Source organism: Streptomyces kryoterrae, assembly GCF_054072135.1.
In genome coordinates this window covers 2,265,064-2,282,759 of sequence record NZ_CM133358.1, presented here as the reverse complement: position 1 = coordinate 2,282,759, position 17,696 = coordinate 2,265,064, and the positions used below count along the sequence as shown (strand labels likewise).

At 68.5% G+C, this 17,696-nt stretch carries 13 protein-coding genes and 1 pseudogene; 2 read left to right on the top strand and 12 right to left on the bottom strand.

Annotated elements, in window-relative coordinates:
- Positions 1-340 precede the first annotated feature (340 nt).
- The 10 genes and pseudogenes from ACW4TU_RS09545 to ACW4TU_RS09500 form a co-directional block, all read right to left on the bottom strand.
- Positions 341-1,874 (bottom strand): annotated as a pseudogene (locus ACW4TU_RS09545) (S8 family peptidase).
- A gap of 297 nt (positions 1,875-2,171) precedes the next feature.
- Positions 2,172-3,185, bottom strand: coding sequence for an SMP-30/gluconolactonase/LRE family protein (locus ACW4TU_RS09540; RefSeq protein ID WP_457426596.1), 1,014 nt, complete (start codon positions 3,183-3,185; stop codon positions 2,172-2,174).
- A 122-nt stretch (positions 3,186-3,307) separates the two neighbouring features.
- Entirely contained in the window at positions 3,308-6,619 is a 3,312-nt protein-coding gene (locus ACW4TU_RS09535) for a S8 family serine peptidase (protein ID WP_457426594.1), read from the bottom strand.
- A gap of 188 nt (positions 6,620-6,807) precedes the next feature.
- On the bottom strand, positions 6,808-7,800 hold the full coding sequence (locus ACW4TU_RS09530) for an alpha/beta hydrolase fold domain-containing protein (protein WP_457426592.1): 993 nt from the start codon (positions 7,798-7,800) through the stop codon (positions 6,808-6,810).
- A gap of 256 nt (positions 7,801-8,056) precedes the next feature.
- Positions 8,057-9,583, bottom strand: a complete 1,527-nt coding sequence (locus tag ACW4TU_RS09525) for a GMC family oxidoreductase (RefSeq protein WP_457426590.1) — start codon at positions 9,581-9,583, stop codon at positions 8,057-8,059.
- Positions 9,584-9,627: 44 nt separating this feature from the next.
- A complete protein-coding gene (locus tag ACW4TU_RS09520) occupies positions 9,628-10,659 on the bottom strand; it encodes a zinc-dependent alcohol dehydrogenase (protein ID WP_457426588.1) in 1,032 nt (343 codons plus the stop codon).
- Positions 10,660-10,743: 84 nt separating this feature from the next.
- On the bottom strand, positions 10,744-11,475 hold the full coding sequence (locus tag ACW4TU_RS09515) for an SDR family NAD(P)-dependent oxidoreductase (RefSeq protein ID WP_457426586.1): 732 nt from the start codon (positions 11,473-11,475) through the stop codon (positions 10,744-10,746).
- Positions 11,472-12,041, bottom strand: coding sequence for an NADPH-dependent FMN reductase (locus ACW4TU_RS09510; protein WP_457426584.1), 570 nt, complete (start codon positions 12,039-12,041; stop codon positions 11,472-11,474). Before ACW4TU_RS09510 ends, ACW4TU_RS09515 begins: the two co-directional genes overlap by 4 nt.
- Before the next feature lie 222 nt (positions 12,042-12,263).
- Positions 12,264-13,349 (bottom strand): MBL fold metallo-hydrolase, encoded by a 1,086-nt coding sequence (locus tag ACW4TU_RS09505; RefSeq protein ID WP_457426582.1) that lies wholly within the window; start codon positions 13,347-13,349, stop codon positions 12,264-12,266.
- Between the two features lie 193 nt (positions 13,350-13,542).
- Positions 13,543-13,938 (bottom strand): nuclear transport factor 2 family protein, encoded by a 396-nt coding sequence (locus tag ACW4TU_RS09500; RefSeq protein WP_457426580.1) that lies wholly within the window; start codon positions 13,936-13,938, stop codon positions 13,543-13,545.
- Between the two features lie 495 nt (positions 13,939-14,433).
- Between ACW4TU_RS09500 and ACW4TU_RS09495 the strand changes: the two genes are divergently transcribed.
- On the top strand, positions 14,434-14,907 hold the full coding sequence (locus ACW4TU_RS09495) for a MarR family winged helix-turn-helix transcriptional regulator (protein WP_457426578.1): 474 nt from the start codon (positions 14,434-14,436) through the stop codon (positions 14,905-14,907).
- 120 nt (positions 14,908-15,027) lie between these two features.
- Here ACW4TU_RS09495 and ACW4TU_RS09490 read toward each other — a convergent pair whose 3' ends face one another.
- Entirely contained in the window at positions 15,028-15,978 is a 951-nt protein-coding gene (locus tag ACW4TU_RS09490) for an NmrA/HSCARG family protein (protein ID WP_457426576.1), read from the bottom strand.
- Positions 15,979-16,079: 101 nt separating this feature from the next.
- Between ACW4TU_RS09490 and ACW4TU_RS09485 the strand changes: the two genes are divergently transcribed.
- Positions 16,080-16,598, top strand: coding sequence for a MarR family winged helix-turn-helix transcriptional regulator (locus ACW4TU_RS09485; RefSeq protein WP_457426574.1), 519 nt, complete (start codon positions 16,080-16,082; stop codon positions 16,596-16,598).
- A gap of 724 nt (positions 16,599-17,322) precedes the next feature.
- Here ACW4TU_RS09485 and ACW4TU_RS09480 read toward each other — a convergent pair.
- Positions 17,323-17,589, bottom strand: coding sequence for a metal-sensitive transcriptional regulator (locus ACW4TU_RS09480; RefSeq protein ID WP_457426572.1), 267 nt, complete (start codon positions 17,587-17,589; stop codon positions 17,323-17,325).
- Between the last annotated feature and the right edge of the window lie 107 nt (positions 17,590-17,696).

The window sequence follows — 17,696 nt, the reverse complement described above, 5'->3', positions numbered from 1 at the left end:
CGTTACTCCGAAAGCGCCCGGATCACGTCGGCCAGATACTCCCGCGCGGCTGCCTCGGCGGCCACCTCGTCCCGGGCCACGCCCGCCGAATACTGGCTCGCTCACCGGCGAGACCGACACGACGGACCCACGATCGGAGCGTGCACGCGGACGGACCGGGAGACCTCCGGTCTACCGTCGATCGACGGATCCTGACACCGTGCGGGGCGTCACCGCCCCGCTCCGGCCCGGCCTGCTACGGGAGCCTCCGGCGTCGAACGACACGCAAACCGTGGTACGGGCGGACCGTGCGGGAAGTCCGGGCGGCGCGGCCCGTCGAGGCCGCGCCGCCCGGTTCGGGCTACTCCACCGCGCGCAGCGCGTTGACGATTCCGAACCCGAAGAATCCGTTGACCCGTTTGCCGCCCTCGCACACCGCGTCCTGCGTGCCGTCACCGTCCTGGTCGTACGACACGGGGCAGCCGGGGTTGTTCGCCTGGACCTTGAGCAGCGCCTGCAGCTGGGCCGGGGTCGCCCACGGGTGCTTCGACTTCAGCAGCGCGGCGACGCCCGCGGCGTGCGGCGTGCGGCGTGGCCATCGAGGTGCCCTGCAGGAAGCCGTATCCACCGTTCGGCATGGTGGACAGGATGCGGCCGTTCTGCGACGGCGTGTCAGGTATCTGGTATTTGCGGTCGCCGCCGGGAGCCGCGATGTCGATGACACCGTTGCCGTACGTGGAGTAGTACGACTTGACGTTGTCGACGCCCGTGGCGCTCACCGTGACGACACCCGGGAGTTGGGTCGGCACGAAGAAGCACTCGTGCGGGTCGATCGTGCGTGTGACCGGCGTCGAGTCGTCGGGGCTGCTGTCGTCGACGAAGGCGTCCGAGTCCAGGTCGTGGTTCCAGTTGCCGGCCGCCGCGACGTGCAGGGTGCCCTTCTTCGTGGCGTACTGCTGGGCTCGGTTGACCGCGTCGACAATGGCCCGCTGGTCGGGGTCGTCCATGCAGTTGTACAGCCACGGGTCCACGTAGTAGCTGTTGTTCGTGATCTCCACGCCGTGGTCGGCGGCGAACACGAACGCGCAGACGACGCTCTCCGGGTAGAACAGGCCGTTCTCCCGGTCGGTCACATTGATGCTGGAGACCTTCACACCGGGCGCGACACCGGCCACGCCGACGCCGTTGCGGGCCGCGGCGATCTCACCTGCCACGTGCGTGCCGTGGGAGTCCTCCGGGGTGTACGGGCGCCAGGCGCCCTCGCTGGTGTCCGCCACGCCGCCGGCACAGTTGGCCGACTGCGACGCCGAGAAGTTCGGGGCCAGGTCCGGATGGGTGTCGTCGACGCCGGTGTCGATCACGGCGACCGTGACATTCCTGCTGCCCGGGTTGATCTTCGCGGCCTTGTCGGCGCCGATCGCGCGCAGGTCCCACTGGTCGGCCTCAAGGGGCTCGCTCTCCGGGGTGGCCGCGGCCTCGACCTTGGCGGCCTCGGCGGCCGTCAGGTAGTCGGCGGCACCCTCGTCGGTCGTCCCCGCCGCGGTCAGCGGCGTCGTACGCGTAGCACCCGCGGACTGCACGCCGCGCACCGCGCGGATCTGCGCCCCGAAGGAGGGGTTCGCCGAGTGGACGACGATCACACCGATCTTGCCGAACGTGGTCACGACGGTGCCGCCGGCCGCGGAGATCGCCTTCGTCACCGCTCCGATCGTGTGACGGTCGGTGCTCTTGGTGTTGACGACATACGCGAGGTTGGGACCGTCCGCTGCCGGGGCGGCGAGGGCGGCCGGTTCGGCGGCCGACGCGGCCACGGGCAGGAAGCCCAGGGAGGCGGTCAGGGACAGCACGACCGGCACCGCGAGAGCGAGCCGGCGCCTGGAGCGCAGATGAGCCATGGTTCTCCACATCATCGGGAAACGAGGCCGGCCCGGGCAAGGATGGTTGCCGAGCAGGCGCGGAGCAGGGAAGGGCGACAAGTGAGTACGCGCGAAAAGGCGGGCACGGCCGCGCGGCCCGCACCTTGATTTTGCAGGTACATGACGGTCGGTACAGGGCGAGCTATCCCGCGTCGTCGCTGGCCAGCAATTGTCGCCGTCGACGACGTACGTGTCGTCGTGAGCCGGTCAGAACATGGGTGACTGCGGGGTCCTGCCACGCTGTTGCGGGGGCAGGACCCCGCAGTCACGTCGTCCTCAGGACTTGGCGACGGCGACTTCGTAGGTGGGTGAGGTCGGCGGCACTCCGGTGTCGAAGTGCGCGTTCACCGCTGCGAGGTGGCGGCCGAAGAGCGCTGCTGTGGTAGGGACGCCGAAGTGCGGGCTGGTTATCTCCTTCTGCAGCGTGCCGTGGCTCAGGTCCCTGCTGAGTTCGAAGCGTGCGATCTTGTTATTGAGGCTCTGCACCACCCACAGCCGTCGGTCGTCCAGGATGAGGCCGTCGGCGTTGGGCCGTTGGCCGAGGCCCTCGATGAGTGTGCTGACCCCGGTGGCCGGGTTGACCGTGTAGACCGCTTCCGTGCTGCTGTGGGCGACGATCAAGGTCTTCCCGTCGGGGGTGGCCTGGATCCCGTTGAGATTGAAGGCGCCGCTCGTCCCGCCGGCCGGGCCGGTGACGTCCAGCGTGCGGACCTTGCCCGGCGTGCCGTGCCTGTTGATGGGCAGGAAGTAGAGCTTCGCCTGCGAGGAGTCGGTGAACCAGGCGCCGCCGCGAGTGAGGGCCACGTCGTTGATGTAGCCGGCGCCGACGGCACCGAGCTGCGGGGTGGCGACGGTCGCGCCGGTGCGGGTGTTGTAGATGTACCCCTTGCCGCTCTCTCCGCCGGCGACGAAGAGCAGACCGCGGCCCACATCGGCCTTCATGCCGACCGACACCCGGCCCTCGGGTACGTCGATGAAGAGCTCCGCGGTGCCGCGGCGGATGTCGCCGCGGTAGATGTCGCCGCGGAAGAGGTCGCCTGCGTAGAAGGTCGACCCTGCTCCGGCGGCGATGCCCTCGGCCGAGGTGGCGCCGGGCAGTGTGATGACCTTTTCTTGCCCGGCAAAGGCGCCGGCGGCCGCGGTACTGGCAGTAACCGTGCTGGTGGCGCCACCCGTGGCAGCGGCAGTGGCCGCCGGGCCCCCGCCGATGAGCAGCCCCAACGCCAACAGCGGCACAGCCGTGCGTCGAAAAGTTTTGGTGGAGGAACGGTTTTCAATGGTCTTGGGCATCGTAAGTATTCCCGTCGTGTCCGATTTATGTCTGGCCCGTGCTGCGTCGGTCGGCAAGCAATATGGGGGTCACGAAGGGGCGTCCGGTGTACCGGGCGCCCACCCTCGTCAGCAGCCGAAGGTCAGGGCGTGACGTTCTCGATCAGGACGGTGCCGGCGCCCGCGACCGTGCCGCGCGCGTTCACCAGCCGCACTTGTCCAATCAGGTCGCGTCCGTCGGGTCCGGTGCCCGCGGCGGTGACGTCGGCAGACACCGTCGCCGAGTCGCCCATACCGAGCTTCACCGGCGCCGAGTCGTCGACCGCGACGGTGCCGAGCGCGGCGGAGAAGTACGTGTCGCGGTAGTCGTACGCGGTGGAGCCGCCCGGCACCGCGAAGCCGTACACCTCGACGGTGTACTCGCCGGCGGCCGGGTCGAGGACGGAGACCGTCTCCTCGGAGTCGGCGTCCGCGTCCTGCCCGACCAGGTTGCCGTCCTTGCCGTAGACCGTCAGGTCCAGGTCGGCGCCCGTGTCGGAGGCATCGCCGATGACGACGTCCAGCGACGTGGCACCCTCGGGCACCTCGACGGTGGTGGTCTGTGTGGCGCCCTTGGTGATGGTCGGCCGCGTCGTCCTGGCAGAGCCGAGCGGGCCGCCTTGCACCGTGCCGTCGATCGGCGCGTGGCTGTTCGTCACCTGCCAGGAGACCGCCACCGGGGTGCCGACCCTGGCCTCGGGGACGGTCATGGTCTCCGGGGCGAAGTCCGCGCCGAGCACCTCGACGCTCAGCCTGTACGGGTTGTCGAGCAGGGGCGACGTACGGTGCGACTCGACCTCGATCTCCCAGACCCCCGGCTGCGGGTCGCTGTACGACCGCAGGTCGGCGCGGCAGCTCCTGCCGACGGGGTAGTTGCTGTGGCAGCCCTCCGTCCCGACGCCGTCGGGCAGGAGGCCGTACGGGTGGACGGCGAGGAACCTGGTCCGGCTCTTGTCCCTCAGCCCGCCGAGCGCGACCTCAAGGGTGTGGGCGCCCTCGGGAACGGTGACGAAGTACGACTTGTAGCTGTTGCGCTGCACCGAGTCCGACACGGTGAAGGTGTGGTCGCCCGGGGTGGCGACCACGACGGTCGACAGGATCTGCTTGTCGACGCCCTCGGTCTTCGGGTCGTCGACCTGGAGGATCGCGCTCTTGATGCCCGCGGCCCGGGGAGCGGCCTGGATCCTGACGGTCACCGGCTGGTTCAGCGGCAGCCTCACCGCGTCGGGGCCGAGGATCTCGAAGGTGTCACCGGCGTTGTTCTTGAGACGCAGCGTGTGACGGACGGCCTTGTCGGCGCCGGAGGTACGCGTGACGGTGACGTCGTACGTCTTCTTCTGCCCGGCCTGCAGACCGCCCTCGCGGTCGTAGATACCGGTGCCGAAGCCCGGGGTCTTGAGTGCCTGGTCGAGCGCGGTGTCGACCGGGGCCTTCACCGCGTACTCGTGTGCGGTGGCCCCGGCCCTGATGGCCTTCCACGCGTCCACGATGTCGATGAGGCCGGCGCCCTCCTCGTACGCCTGAAGCCCTGTGATGTGGTGGGCCGTCGAGGTCAGCGCCGTGCGCAGCCTCACCGGCGTGAGGTCGATGCCCCGCTGTTTCGCCGCCGACAGCAGCAGTGCGCTCGCGCCCGCGGCCTGCGGCGATGCCGCTGACGTGCCGTAGTGCGTCGAGTAGCCCGGCGGCAGCGACCAGCCCGCTTCGGCCGTCGTGACGCTGGGCTGCCAGGTCGGCGTGGCGTTGACCGAGGCGCCGGGCGCGGACAGGGTCGGCGTGAAGCCGCCGTCCTCACGCGGGCCGCGCGAGGAGAACGTGAACAGGTTGTTCTTCCTCGTCACGACCGAGCCGTAGTCGGCGGCCCAGGTCTCCCTGGAGACGGTCGCGCCGACCGAGACGGCCTTGTCGGCCAGGCCGGGCTCGTCGATGGTGTTGGCGCCGGGACCCTCGTTGCCCCCGGCGAGCACCAACTGGACGCCGTAGGTGTCGATGAGCCGCGTGTACAGCTCGGCCTGCGCGTTGTTGCCGTCGTTGAGTGCCGGCAGGCCGCCGATGGACATGTTGACGATGTCGACGCCTCGGTTGACGACGAGGTCGATCATGCCCTCGGTCTGGGCGACCGTGCTGCAGCCCGGCCCGAAGCCGCAGGCGCGGGACGAGACGATCTTCGCGCCGGGAGCTGCGCCGTTCATCGCGCCGCCGAACAGGCCGTTCGCGGCGGCGATGCCGGCCACGTGGGTGGCGTGTGCGCGGGAGATGACGCCGATGTTGACGAAGTCGGACTTCTTGCCGACCCAGTCGCCGCCGTACGGGTCCATGGGTACGTCCTTGCGGATCTCCACGACGAACGGCTGGCGCTCGGCGACCTCGGTCGCCGGGTCGTCGGTGCCGAAGTAGCCGATCTGGTAGCCGTCCTTGTACGGCTTCATCGGCTCGTCGTCGGTGAAGTCGCCGTTGTCGTTCACGTCGACGGTGACCGTGCCGGCCGCCGCGTCGTACAGCACGCCCCAGACGTCGGTGGTGTCACCGTCGCGGTTCACGTCGCCCTCGGCGTCGCCGCTGGCCGTGACGGACTCCCGGAAGACGTTGACCTGGTAGTCGCCCGCCGGAGCCTGCCAGGTCTGTCCGCCGTAGGTGAAGACGGGCCCGGACACCGAGTTCGTCATCACACGCCAGCTGCCGTCGCCGTCGATGACCGGGTCGGTCGAGGTCACCCAGTCGACGATCTTCCGCTCGCCGGTGGTGGTCTTCTGCAGCGCGGGGTGGGCGAGGTCGACGCCGGTGTCGAGGATGCCGATGGTGATGCCGCGGCCGTCCGCCTTCGGGTTCTTCTTCACGAAGTCGACGGCGCCCGTCTCGAAGGACGGGTTGTACGGGTTCTTGGCGGGGGTGTTCGCGTCAGGCCCGGGGTAGTTGTCCGCGGGCGCCTTTGTGGAGGCGTTCTTCGTGCCGTCCGGGCGGAGCGACGGGTCGTCCAGCGGTATCTCCTCGCGCAGGTCGATGCCGTGCACGGAGGAGAACTTCGCGGCGGCCGCGATGGCCGAGTCCGCCTTCTTGGTGGGGACGGTAGCGCGGACGTACCCGAGTCTGTCGTAAGTACGGCCCACGGAAGCGCCGTTGACCGCGTTCATCTGCTCGGCGACCTGCTCGGTCCGTCCCGGAGCGGTGGCGATCATCATCGTGACGTTCTTGTCGCCGTCGGCCTTGGCCTCGGAGAGCAGTTCGGCGTCCTTGCTGCCGAGCTTGTCCTCGGCGGACTTGACGCCGTCGACGGACGGGGCGGCTGCCAAGGTCTCGCTGGACAGGGCCACCGGTATCGGGCCGATCGCGGCGGCGCCGGCCACCAGGCCCGCGGCGACGGCGGCACGGATCACGCGTTTCGCGCCCGGAATACGGGCGCGGTGGGGGGTGAAGGGCATGGGGGGTCCCTAAGGATGCGCAGAAATATGCGTGGGGGGTGGATGGCCAGGACCGATCGGTCCCTGGCCACGGAAATTCGGTTACCGGAGGGGACGGCCCGCATGACCGAGGCGTCCGCGCTGACGGCGCTGTCGAAGTCCAACTGCCTGACGGCCGGCCGGATTCGAAGCACACGCCCGCGCCGGCGTCAGCGATCCAGATAGCCGTCGAAGAAGGTCGCGGCGCGCGCAATCGCGGTTTTCGACTCAGGGGCGTCGGGCACAAGGCTGTGGAAGACATGCGGCATGCCTTCGTACAGGTCGAGCACCGCTTCGTGCCGTCCGTCGCGGATCACCTGGTACTGACGGACGAAGTTGCTGAGGAAGATCTCGCGCGTCCCACCCTGGATCAGGGTCGGTGGGAACGGCTTCGTGTAGTCGCCATACACCGGACTGACATAGGGATGCTTCTGATCGGCCACGTCGGCGTAGGCGTCCGCGGCCCATGCGAGCGATTCCGGAGTCAGGATGGGATCCGCGTCCTTCAGCGTCTCGTAGGTGTCGCCGAGCCCGGTGACGTCCGACCACGGCGAGACAAGCCACAGCGCCGCAGGCAGCGGCAGGTGCTGGTCGCGCATCTTCAGGACGGCGCCGGCTGCGAGCCCGCCGCCGGCGGAATCGCCGAAAAGCCCGATCGAGCGGGCGTCGAGCCCGCTCGCCAGCAACGTCTTCCAGACCGCCAGGACCTGATCGGTCACCGCTTGCCAGCGCCCGCGCGGCGCCAGCGTGTAGTCGATCGATATGACTTCGTCGCCCGTCGCGGTGGCGATGAGCGCCGGCAGGCCGACCAACGTCGCGGACGAGAAATAGACATAGGCACCGCCGTGGACGTAGAGCAGCGCCCGTCCGCTCGACCTGTGCTCCCGCGGTGTGATCCGCACCACGGGCACGTCGCCGATCGTCTCGTGGCGGATCGTGGTCCCCAGCGTGGCGGCAAGCTGCTGGTTCCAGGGCGCGAAGGCCGCCTCCATCAGCTTGTTCGCGTTGTCGAAGTCAGCGGTCGTTTCCGGCCTGGTCGGCGCGGGCTGCTGCTCGCCGCCCTCATACATCGCCTTGAGTATCGCGGAGGCTTCGGGCGATACGGTCTCCGGCACCCGGAAACGCGACGGCGCCACCCCGGCGTCCGTCTGGTCGATGGTCATCACGCAATCTCCCTTTGACAATGTTGACAATGGCTCGCCGACCGGTCGCGAGCGGGTTCGCGCGCTGACGACCCGGTGGCCCGTTCATCCGGAATCAGAGCGCGGACGGACCGTCATCAGCGCACGGACCGCCGCTTCGGCATCGGTCGTCAACGCGGACTGGTACCGCATCCGCGCATTCGACGCGTCGGCTTGACCGCGAACGACGCGCTGAAGGCCGCCGGCAACAGGACCGAAGGCTTGGCCACGCGCCGGATCAGCTCGACAGCGCGGTTCGGTAGATGTGCTCGGCCGCCATGATGGTGGACACGTTCGTCGCCGTGGAGGGAACGTCCGGGAAGATCGAGGCGTCGATGACGCGGAGGCCGTCGACCGCACGGACCGCTCCGTGGCTGTTGACGACTGCCCACTCGTCACCGTCACCGCCCATGGGCGCGGTGGAGGTGGGGTGGGCATACGAGGCCAGCGTCCGATCGATGTCCTGCTGCAACTGCTGGTCGGTCCTGACCTCGTCCCCGGGCATCATCTCCGAGTCGGTCACTGCGGCGAAGAGCGCGTCGCGAGCCAGTTCTCGCGTGTGCTTGATGCTCTCCACCATCCGCCTGCGATCGCGGGCCTCCGACAGGAAGTTGAAGTCGATGAGCGGTGCGTCCTTCGGATCGCGGCTGCTCAGCCGGACGCTGCCGATGGAGTCGGGCCGCACCACGGCGACCGCGAGGACGATGGCCGCGCCGGTGGGACTGTAGGCGGGGTCGATGAGGTGCGTGGCCGACACGTGAACATCGAGTTCGTCGCCGCGCGCCTCACTGGACGCCGTCCACAGCAGTGCACCGGAGATCGGTGACATGGCTCCCGCCTCCGGCTTGAGGGCGTGGACGTTGAAGTAGAAGGGCTGGTCCTGGAAGCGTTGGCCGACCGGGAGGTCCGCCACGACGTCGATGCCGAGACCTCGCAGGTGGCTCGCGGGGCCGACACCGGAGCGCATCAGGATGGCCGCGCTGCCGTAGGTGCCTGCGGAGAGAATGACCTCTCCGGCCCGGTGCGTCACCCCGTCCACGGTCATGACACCTGTCGCGACGGTGCCGTTGAACAGCACCCGGTCCACTTCCACTCCGCCGAGGACGACCAGGTTGGGGCGTCGGCGTACTTCTTCGGTGAGGTAGGTGACTCCGGTGTTCATACGGCGGCCCGACACCACATTGAGGGGGTAGGCAAAAACGCCCTTCTGCACGGCCCCGTTGGGGTCGTCGACCCGTGCGTGGCCCTGGTGGGCAGCCGCGACGATGAACGCCTTGAGCGACGGTGTGAGTTCCTCATACGAACGCTGCCGGATGGGGAACGGGCCGGAGCGTCCGCGGAAGTCGTCGGAACCGTCCGTGGTGTTCTCCAGGAGCTTGTACGTTTCCAGCACCTCGGGGAAGGACCATCCGGTCACGCCGTGACGCTCGGCCCAGCGTGTGAAGTCGTCGGCCGGGGCCCGCAGGGCGACGGCGGCGTTGACCGTGGAGCTCCCCCCGAGTGCCTTGCCGCGGGGAACCGGGATCTGCTGGTCGGGCCGGACGGTACTGGCGACGTATCCCCAGTCGTGGTCGGGGTCCCCGCCGACCCGTGCGGCATCGCTCAGCACCTCGGGATACTCGTCCGGTGCGTAGGCCGTACCGGCCTCCAAAAGAAGCACCTTGCGGGAGGGGTCGGAGCTCAGCTTGTTCGCCAGGACGGCACCGGCGGATCCTCCACCGACGACGATGACGTCGAACAGTTCGCTCTGTCCGGTTGTACTCATGCCAGTCACACGCTTTCGTTTGCTCGGGCTCCGCAGCCGGCGAATCAGGAAGAGTGGTGCGGCTCGATGAGGATCTTCATGGTCTGAGCGGCGCGCAGTGACTCGAAGGCCCCCAGTGCTTCGGACAGGGGGACGACGGCGGTCGTGAGGTCGTCCACGCGTATGGCCTTGCTGGTGAGGAGGTCGATGGCCTGCTCGAACTCGTCGATGTAGGTGAACGAGCCACGCACGGTGATCTCGTTGAGAAGGATGACCAGAGGGTCCAGGGTCGCCCCTGCTCCGGACCCGACCACGACGAGGACACCGCCCGGTCGCAGCGCGGCCAGGGCCAGCGTGGTCGCCGAGGCGTTGCCTGAGCACTCGATGGCGATGTCGGCTTGCAGCGGGTCGTCGGAGCGGGTGAGCCGCGCCTCCGCTTCGGCGGGGGTGAGGGCCACGTCGACACGCGAGGCCGCGGCGAACCCACGCCGTTCGGCGGTGGGCTCGACCAACACGACGCGGCCGGCTCCGAGGTGGGCGGCGATGCGGCAGACCAGCTGGCCGATCGGCCCACCGCCGGAGACCAGCACGGTCGCGCCGGCCAGATGCCCGGCCTGCAGCACTGCCCGTAGGGCGGTCGCGGCCGGTTCGACCCACGCCGATTCGACACGGCCCATCTCCTCGGGGAGCGCCCGCAGGGTCGAGGGTGCCGCGACCATGACCGGTGCCAGCGCTCCGTCAGCCTGCAGCCCCAGAGCGGTCTCCATCGTCGCCTGGTGACAGAAGTTGAAGCGTCCGGAAAGGCAGTAGGCGCAAACCCCGCAGACGTTGCCGTTCGGGTTGACCGCGACACGCTGCCCCACCGCCCAGCCCTCGACGTCCGCTCCCACCTGGCTGACCACTCCGCTCGACTCGTGTCCGAGCACGAAGCCGCCCCGGTAGACCTGGGGCAGGCCGGGAGAGTGCAGGTCGCTGCCGCAGATCCCGGACAGGTCCACGTCCACCAGGACCTGTCCGGGTCCGGGAGTGGGCACGGGCCGTTCGGACCGTACGATCCGGCGCTGTTCGTCGAGCAGGATCACCGGCATGGTTGTCATGAGAATCTCCAGTCTCAGCACACCCGTGGGCCGCCGACGTGGATCGAGGTCAGTCGTCTCGGACCGTGTATGGCGTCGGTTGTGTCAGCGCATGATCAATCCTCCGTCGACGCACAGCACCTGGCCGGTCATCGCTGCCGCGTCGTCCGAGGCCAGGAAGGTCACGGCCGCGGCGGTGTCCTGGGGAACGAGTCGGCGGGCCAGGGCCTGCTGGGCGACAACCGCCTCGAACTGCTCGTCGCTGTTGACGGTGCGGGAGCCGGGCGTGTCGGTGAGGCCGGGCGCGACAGCTGTGACGGAGATGCCCGAGGGACCGAGTGTGCGGGCCAGCACGCGCATCATCCCCAGTTGTGCTGCCTTGCTGGTGATGTAGGGCAGCAGCACCGGATCGGGTGGCATCCACACGGTGTCCGACGTGATGAGGATGAGGCGGCCGAACTTACGCTCGGCCATCCCGGGGGTGAACGCCTGGCTCAGCCACAGCATGGACTCCACGTTGACGCTCTGCACGTGGCGCCATCTGCTCACGTCGACGTCGGCCAGCGTGGCCTGGTCGAACGCCGCAGCGCAGTGCACGAGCACGTCGCAGCGCCCGTAGCGTTCGAGGACCTCAGCGGCGGCCGACCGGGTCGATTCCTCGGAGGAGAGGTCGCCGGCCACGTCGCCGTCCCGGTCGAGCGACACGGCGTTCAGGCCGGCCTCACGCAGAGCCGAGACGATCGCGGACCCGATCGCTCCGGACCCCCCGGTCACGACGGCGACTCGCCGGTCGCCGTCGTGACCGGTTGCGTTCACCGTCGTTGCGGTGTCACTCATGCCGTTTGCCGCAGGCCCTTGAGTGCGCCGGCCCAGGCCTCGAGCTGGTCGAACAGCGTGGTGGCCGCGCCGTCGTGCAGCGACTGAGGGGCGAAGGTCGAGAAGTTCTCGAAGTCGGCGAACAGCGAGAAGCTCAACTGCTGGCGTACGTGGGCGATCTGCAGTTCGCTGCTGATGGCGCGCAGGTGCTCAATGGCACGGGCGCCGCCGAGGGCTCCGTAGGAGACGAACGCGGCGGCCTTGTTGTTCCACTCGCCGTAGAGGTAGTCGATGGCGTTCTTCAGCACACCCGACGTCGAGTGGTTGTACTCGGGCGTGACGAAGACGAATCCGTCGAAGCCGGCGATCGTGGCGGCCCAGGTCTTCGTGTGATCGCCGGCGTACTGCCCCATGGACGCCGGCATCGCCTCGTCGAGGTGGGGCAGCGGGTAGTCGACCAGATCGATGAGGGTGTACTCCGCCCCGGAGCGTCCGGCCGCCTTGCGCACGACCCAGTCGGCCACCCCCTTGCCGTTGCGGCCCGGTCGGGTGCTGCCCAGTATGACGGCGATCTTCAGATCGGACATGGTGGTGTTTCCCTTGTCTGCGGGACGCCGTCCGCCTCTGCGGTTTTTGCTGCCGGGCGGGGCGTCGTTCGTGCTGAGAGGTGGTGGTGACCGTGTGCCCGCCCGCCTCCACGCGCGGAGGCGGGCGGGCACACGGCGTTCAGGAGCCCGGGATGTCAGCCGGTGACGGGCCTGGCCGGCCTTCGGCGCAGCAGGCTCGTGCGACAGTCTCGGCGAGGGCTGTCAGGGGTGGATCTGGTTGGCGAATCCGAGATCCAGGCGCATGGACTCCACGAGCGAGAAGGCGTTGGTGGTGGTGAAGACGTCGGCGGCGGCGAGGACACCGGTGTACTTGGCGGCGACGGGAGCTGCCGCCGTGCTGCACACCTCGTCCAGCCAGGTCTTGACCACGGCCCAGGTGTTGTTCCCGTAGCGGGCGTAGTAGGGCGCGATGTCGACGGTGCCCAGAGCCTGCTTGCAGGATTCGTTGAGGTCGGAGATGAACGCCTGGTGCACGGTGACATCGGCCCGCTTGCCCAGACGCCCCATGTGCCCGGAGATGAGCTGCTTCCAGGGGTAGGCCAGGGCGATGGTGGGGGCCTTGACGTATCCGGGTACGTCCTCGCTGAAGTTGAGGTTGCCGAAGGGCGCCCAGCCGGGCATGACGATGTCGACCAGCATCAGGGTGTCGTGGTCGGGGAACTGGATGTAGATGTTGTCCGGGGAGTGGTTGGAGCCGTGCCAGGCCAGTTCGACCCGCTCCCCGCCCACGTGCAGGGTGTAGCGGTCCTTGAACGTGACGTCGGGCAGGGGCTTGGCGGCATCGTTGTCGCGCAGCAGGAGCCTGCGGTTGTCCTCGTGTCCGATCCGTACGACGTTCTTGCCGAACAGCGCGGAAGCACCTATGTGGTCCGAGTGGTGGTGGGAGTGGACCAGGTGGGTGACCTTGTTGCTCACACCGTTGGCGGCGGCGATCTCGTCGATGGCGCGCTGGAGGTTGTGGCCCAGGCTCGGCGGGGCGTCGAACTGGACGACACCGTGACGGGTCGTCAGGAACGCGGCCTGGTAGTCACCGTCCGTGACCCAGTACAGGTTCTTCTTGACTCGTCCGACGTAGTACCCCTGGCTGTTCAGTGCCGGGCCGAGCGAGGCCGCCGGAACCGGCGCGAAGTCCGGCAGATCGGCAGCGGTGGCGGCCCCGGTCGGTGCCGAGGCGGCCGCGGGGGTCGCCCCCGCGGTCAGCGCCAGAGCGGCGGGAGCCGCAGCGGCCGCGGCGGCCAGGAAGAGGCGACGCGTGGAACCGGATATTTCGAACTGGGAGTTTGTCATTCCGACTTCCCTTGGGGGAGAGAAACTATGTGCCGGTGTGCACCTGCATGGGCAGGTCGTATGTACAACGGGTCAGGTGGTGCCGCGGCAGACACCTCGGCGCCGGGCACCGGCGCCGGTCGGCCCCGTCCGAAACAGGGAGGGCCGGCCGACGCAAATTCACGATCCGGTCGATTGCCGGAACCGTTGCCGTCTAGAAGCCCGCGCCGCCCAGGGCCGCCAGGAACGCCTGCGGGTTCCAGTACTCGCGGTAGCTGACGATGAGGCCATCACGGAACGTCACGAAGGTGGCGTACGACATCTCGTAGGCGTTCCCGTTGCTCAGGACGCTGCCCGAGGCACTCCATTCCGCGATGGCCACATTCGGGTCGTCGGTCGAATAGACCTTCACGGAGGGGAGCTTGGCCACGTCGATGACGTCGGGGTAGCCGCGCAGGTACTCGTAGAGGGCGGTGCGGCCTTCCAGCCTCCTCGGGGAGCCCTCGGGGGCGAAGGGGAACTCGGCGACGACATCGTCGGCGCACAGGTCCGCCCAGCCCTTCATGTCCTTGGCGAGGAACCTGTCCAGGCTGCGCTGAAACAGGTCCACGGCGGTGGGGGTGTCACTCATCATTCGCTCCGATCACTTGGTGGGGAACAGGTGATATCGACGGCGAGTCGCCCAAAAGCGCGCCGCGGGCGGCCGGAAAGACGAACCGCGCCGTCGCCGGCCACGCCGAACCGGGTAGGCAGGAAGGGCACGGAGGCATTGCCTGACACGCCGACGGAAACGGCGTGGCGGCTGGGCCAAGGGGACTGCGATACGGCGCTACCTCGAACCGCTCGACGGCAGTCGGTTCGGACTGCCCAGGGCGGCCGGCGCACCACCGGTCGGGACTGACCTCGGGGTCGGACGCCGTACGCGCCGATGGCCTTGCGGATCACTCCGCGTCGGCCAGGCGAACCACCTTTACTATTGTGTTACCCATACATGCAGGGGCACCTACAGAAAGGTGGCCCCGAACCAAAGTATGTGCCTAGGCACATACTTACGTGCCTAGGCACATAAGTCAAGCAAGAGCTCCCTGACCTCGGAGGATCGTCCATGGCTGATGCACCGGAGGAGATGGTGCGCCGATCTGCCCTGGCAAGAACTGCCCCCGTGAGTTTCGGGCTCTTCGCGCTCGGCCGCGCCTTGCACGGCTACGGCGCCGAGTTGTTGTCCGATATCGGCCTGCACGCCGGACAGGAACTCATCCTCATGCAGCTGTTCGACAGGAACGGCCAGACCCAGGCCGAACTCCAACAGGCCGTCGGGCTTGAGCACTCGACGGTGTCGCGGTCGATCAGGCGGATGGAGGAGGCCGGCCTGCTCATTCGCCAGCCTTCCAGAAGCGACCGCCGGGCCATGATCGTCTCCCTCTCCGAGCAGGGAGAAGCGATGCGCCAGCCGATCGCCGACGTGTGGTCGGCCCTTGAGCGGCTCGCTGTGGAAGTGATCCAGAGGACCGCGCAGGAAGGCTTCATGACCACGGCGGCAGAACTGGAGCGTACCTACACGGCCGCCCGCCATTGCTGAGTCGCAGACAGCCCTCTCCGACACCCGTCCGGAAACACGAACGCGTCCCTCCGTGACTGGCTGGGTACGCTCACCTGACTCGTGGACTCGTTCCGGCACCCATGCCATCGGGGTATCCGCTCAGCTCTTCTTGATCTTCTGGGCGTTGTCGGCCAGCCAGTTGTCGAAGTTCTTGAGGGCCGGGTTGAGTTCCCGGATCTTGTCCAGGTCGCGGGCGCCGGTGAACTCCTGGTCGAAGTCGCCGTAGTACTGGAACATGTTGGCGATTTCCTCGGCGGCTGGGGTGTCGAGAGAACGGAAGACGTCGTAGGGGACCGACTGGAAGCGCACCGGCTCGCCGAGCGCGGCCTCGAACTTCGCCGCGTACTGCGCCCCGGTCAGATGGTCACCGGCCAGGCCGACGGTCTCGCCGATGAGCCGCTCGCCGCTCTTGAAGATGCCGAAAGCGGTCCGGCCGATGTCCTCGGAGTCCACGCCGGAAAGCAGTTTGCCGTCCTCCAGCGGCAGGGTCAGCGTCAGCACGCCGTCCTCGCCGCGCTGAGGGCCCATGCCCTGCAGGAACCCCTGGAAGAAGAAGGTGGTGTTCAGGAAGGTGGTCGGCACGCCGGCCCGGCGGAACAGGTCGTTGGCCTCGCCCTTGGCGTCGAAGTGCGGCACGTTGTACTTGTCCTGGAGAACCGGCATCCGCTCGTCCTCCAGCGGCAGCAGGTCGCGGGTGTCCTCCAGCGTCGACCACACCACGTGCTTCAGTCCCGCAGCCTTGGCGGCCCGCACCAGGACGTTGACCTCCTCGATCTCCTTCGCCGCCGAGCCGTGCGCCCAGAAGTTGGTGACCAGGAAGGCACCGTAGGCATTCTCGAACGCACTGTGCACACTCGCCTCGTCGGTGAAGTCCGCCCGGACGACCTCGGCCCCCAGCGCGGCCAGTTCCCGGGCGGCGGGCGAGTCGGGGTTCCTGGTGATCGCGCGCACCGTGAATCCCGAATCCGGGTCGGCGAGGATCGCCCGCGCGGCACCGCCACCCTGGGAGCCGGTCGCTCCGGTGACCGCGATGATCTTGGGGTCGCTCATGAACTGGTACCGCCGTCCGGAGAATATCGGAAAGTTGATGTGTCAATGCAACCTAATGCCAGGCTTGATGATAGGTCAACCTTTCCGGCTAGGCTTGAGCCATGAGTGACCCCGGAGGGCTGACCCAGGCCCAGCTGCATGCGTGGCGGGACTTCAGTGCCATGCAAGCGGCGCTGGTCGGACGCTTGAACACACACCTGCAGGAGGACAGTCAGCTGTCCTCCGCCGACTACACGGTCCTCGTGGCGCTCTCCGAAGCACCCGGGGGGCGGGCCCGATCCGGCGCCCTGGGCAGGGCAACAGGCTGGGAGAAGAGCCGCCTCTCCCATCACGTCAGCCGCATGGAACGGCGTGGGCTGCTGCGCCGCCAGGAGGCGGCAGAGGGCAGCAGGTATTCCGACGTCGTCCTGACCGACGCCGGACGCGCCGCCCTGGAGGCTGCCGCACGATGCCATGTGGCCCACGTGCGCGCATGGTTCGTCGACGCGATGACCCCGGATCAGCTCACCGCGTTCGGCCAGATGTGCGAAGCGGTGCTGGCCCGGGTGAACACGTCAGCGGAGGACCCTTGCCACCTGGAGTGCCAGACCTCCGCGGAGATGACCGACCCCCAGCCATGACCACGGACGACACCCTCCGGCATGCCCGCTCGTCGTTCTCCCAAGGAGCCGACCGGAACCCGAGAGCCTCGTCCCGGAGGGGAAGTCGAATGGTCTCCGCGTCCATGGCACGTGCGTGATGACCATCGGCCAAACGGACGCGTGGATGGCGCCGTTGCGCCTCGGGTTTCCGGCGACCGTATGACCCGAAGCCGCAGTGGCACGCAAGGCGACGCACGGGTTCGGCCAGCAGCAGCCCGCGCCGACCAGGCCGGAAACGACTGCCGACTTCGACAGTGCGAACCAGCTGGTGGAGGCGTGTGATCCGTGAGGGCCCTGTTCTCGTATAGCTACGGCGAAAGGACATGTAGCGCTCCGTAACCATCTGGCAACGGTCCTGATCTTCTGACGTTCCGGCTGGTGCCGCTGTTCTGGACCATGTGAATCCGTATGGCCGGTTCGAGCTGGACATGAACAGCCGCCTCGATCTGGACCTGCCTGTTTGGCCGACGGTGCCCGGCCAGCGCAGCCCGCGGGGCGAGGGGGCAGCCGCCCCGGTATGACGAGTAACGCCGGGAGCGGCTGCCGGGCAGGGCAGCTCAGCTGCCGCACGCGCATCCCGCCGCCGGCACCGGGCGGCACGACGAACGGTTCACCTGGGCGCCGGGCACATCAGGCCACGGCGCCGCCGGCGGTCGGCTCTGCACGGCGGACGAACGGATGGTCGTGGTGCGCGGTCGAGGTGTCAGGCGAGGGCGAGGAAGAGTTTTTCGAGTTCGGCTTCGCTCATCGGGGGTGCGTCCTCGTCGGCGGCGGTCATGCACTGGCGCATGCCACTGGCGATGATTTTGAAGCCGGCGCGGTCCAGGGCGCGGGAAACCGCGGCGAGTTGAGTGACGACGTCCTTGCAGTCGCGGCCGGCCTCGATCATGGCGATGACGCCGGCGAGCTGCCCCTGGGCACGACGGAGGCGGTTGAGAACGGCGGTGCTGGCTTCCTCGTCGACCTTCACGGGCGGCTCCTCCAAGTGGGTTGCTTACGGCCGATCGTACCCCCAGGGGTATTGGTGGGGCCCGGGGTGGGCCCGGGCGAGACCGGACCACCCCGGGCGGGGAGCGG